Genomic DNA, 2,683 nt, shown 5'->3' on the forward strand with positions numbered 1-2,683 from the left:
GCCGGCCCAGATCAGTTCCCACAACGCGGCTTTGAGCTCGGACTCGCCGAACCCGCTCTGGGTGAGCTGGCGGAAGAAATAGGCGCCGCCCGGGGCCAGCGTGTCCAGGACGGCGCGGTGGGCGTCGCCCAGCTCGATGTCCGCCGGCCCGGCCAGGGTCAGCGGCGCGGATTCGCTGGGGTGCAACGCGATCCAGCCGTCGCCGGTCGAAATCGACCCGGCCCCCGACCAGGTGACCTCGCCGGTGGCGAGCAGCTCGTCGAGCAGCGCGGGGGAGTAGTCGCGGACCCGGGGCGCCAGCACCAGCGGCTCGACCGCCGAGGCGGGCATCCGCACACCGGCCAGCTGATCGATCACCGACATCAGGCCGTCCAACCCGGAATGGCTTGGCGAGCGCGATGATTCGGCGGAGCCCACGCGATGCCAGGCCGGCAGGAACCGGCCGTAGGCGGCGGTGCTGACCGGCTCGACCTGGGCACGCAGCGCCGCCAGGGACCGCCGCCGTAGGATGCGCAGCACCTCGGCGTCGCACCATTGTTCGCCGCCGGCCACGGGCGCCCCGTCCGCCTCGGCCGCGGCGACGAAGTCACCGCGCACCAGCCGGCCGTCACCGGCCAGCCGGCCCAGGATGTCGGCGGTCACCCGCAGCCCCAGCCCGAACCGGGTGGCGGCCTCGGCCGTGGTGAACGGGGTGTGGGTGCGCGCGTAGCGGCCCAGCAGTTCACCCAGCGGGTCGGCCACCTCCTCGGTGAAGGCGGCCGGCACGCCGAGGGGGACCGCGATGCCGATGCCGTCGCGCAGTCGGCCGATGTCCTCGATGGCCACCCACCAGCTGCGGCCGGCGAACGACACCGTCAGCGCGCGCCGGGCCGCGCGCAGCCCCTCCAGCCAACCTCCCACGTCGGCGCCGCCGGCGCGGGCGGCCACCTCGTCCTCGGTCAGCGGGCCCAGCAGCCGCAGCAGGTCCGCCACGGCCTCGGCGTCGCGGGCGGCCCGGTCCGGCGCGAGGTGCTGGAGCTGGCGGCCGGTGGCGGCGATGATCTCGGGGTCGAGCAGGTCACGCAGCTCCACCCGGCCCAACAGCTCGGCGAGCAGCGTGCTGTCCAGTGACAGCGCGGCCGCCCGGCGCTCGGCCAGCGGGCTGTCGCCCTCGTACATGAACGCACCGACATAGCCGAACAGCAGCGACGCCGCGAACGGCGACGGCCGTTGCGTCTCGACCTCGAGCACCCGCACCCGCCGCTGCGCGATGCCGGTCATCAGCCGGGTGAGGGCGGGAACGTCGTAGACGTCCTGCAGGCATTCGCGGATGGTCTCCAGCACCACCGGGAAGTCGGGGTATTTGCGGGCCACCTCCAGTAACTGGGCGGCGCGCTGGCGCTGTTGCCACAGCGGCGAGCGGCGCCCGGGATGCCGGCGCGGCAACAGCAGGGCGCGGGCCGCGCACTCGCGGAACCGCGACGCGAACAGCGCCGAGCCGCCCACCTCGGCGGTGACGATCGGGTCGATCTCCTCGGCGTCGAAGACGAAAAGGTCGGCGCCGAACGGGGTATCAGTCCCGGCGTCTGACGCGAAATCCGAAATGGTATCGGGCAGCCGCACCACGACGCCGTCGTCCGACGCGGTGGGCTTCTCGTCGATGCCGTAGCGCTCGCGCAGCCGGCGGGCCACCGCCAGCGCCAGCGGTCCGTTCACCGGCAGCCCGTACGGCGAATGCAGGATCACCCGCCAGTCACCCAGCTCGTCGCGGAACCGCTCGACCAGCAGCGTGGTGTCGGTCGGCACCACCCCGGCGGCGCCGCGCTGCTCCTCGAGCAGGCCCCACAGGTTGTCGGTGGCATACGCGTCGAAACCCAGCTCGGCGCAGCGGGTGTCGAAGGCCGCGCGCTTGAGGCCGGCCAGCTCGCCGGTGAAGGCGCCGAGCGCGGCACCCAGCTCGGCCGGGCGGCCCAGGCCGTCGCCGCGCCAGAACGGCAGCCGGGCGGGCTGGCCGGGGGCGGGGATCACCAGCACCCGGTCGTGGGTGATCTCGGTGATCCGCCAGCTGGTGGCGCCCAGGGAGATGACGTCGCCGGGACGCGACTCGTAGACCATTTCCTCTTCGAGTTCGCCCACCCGCGAAGGCTTTTCGGCTTCGGAGGCCAGGTATACCGTGAACAGCCCGCGATCGGGGATGGCGCCGCCCGACGTCACGGCCAGCCGCTGCGCGCCGGGCCGGGCGGTCAGCGTGCCGGTGTCGCGGTCGTAGACCAATCGCGGTCGCAGCTCGGCGAATTCGGTGGACGGGTACTTGCCGCTCAGCAGGTCCAGGGTGGCCTCGTAGACGCTGCGCGGCAGCGTCGCGAACGGGGCGGCGCGCCGCACGGTGTCGAACCACCGATCGGCGTCCAGCGGTTCCAGCGCCGCCGCCGCGACGGTCTGCTGCGCCAGGATGTCCAGCGGATTGGCGGGCACCCGCATGGTCTCGATCTGGCCGGTCAGCATGCGCTGCACGCTGACCGCGCAGCCGATCAGGTCGGTCCGGTGCTTGGGGAACAACACCCCCTGCGAGACCTCGCCGACCTGGTGGCCGGCCCGGCCGATGCGTTGCAGGCCGCTGGCCACCGACGGCGGCGCCTCCACCTGGATCACCAGATCCACCGCGCCCATGTCGATACCCAGCTCCAGGCTGGAGGTGGCCACC

General features: G+C 73.5%; 1 protein-coding gene. It reads right to left on the reverse strand.

From position 1 onward, the window contains the following. A partial coding sequence (locus A5659_RS19690) for a helicase-related protein (RefSeq protein ID WP_255364652.1) occupies positions 1–2,683 on the reverse strand: 2,683 nt, incomplete at both ends.

It is taken from the genome of Mycobacterium sp. 1165196.3, from assembly GCF_001673415.1.
In the GTDB taxonomy this organism is placed as follows: domain Bacteria; phylum Actinomycetota; class Actinomycetes; order Mycobacteriales; family Mycobacteriaceae; genus Mycobacterium; species Mycobacterium europaeum_A.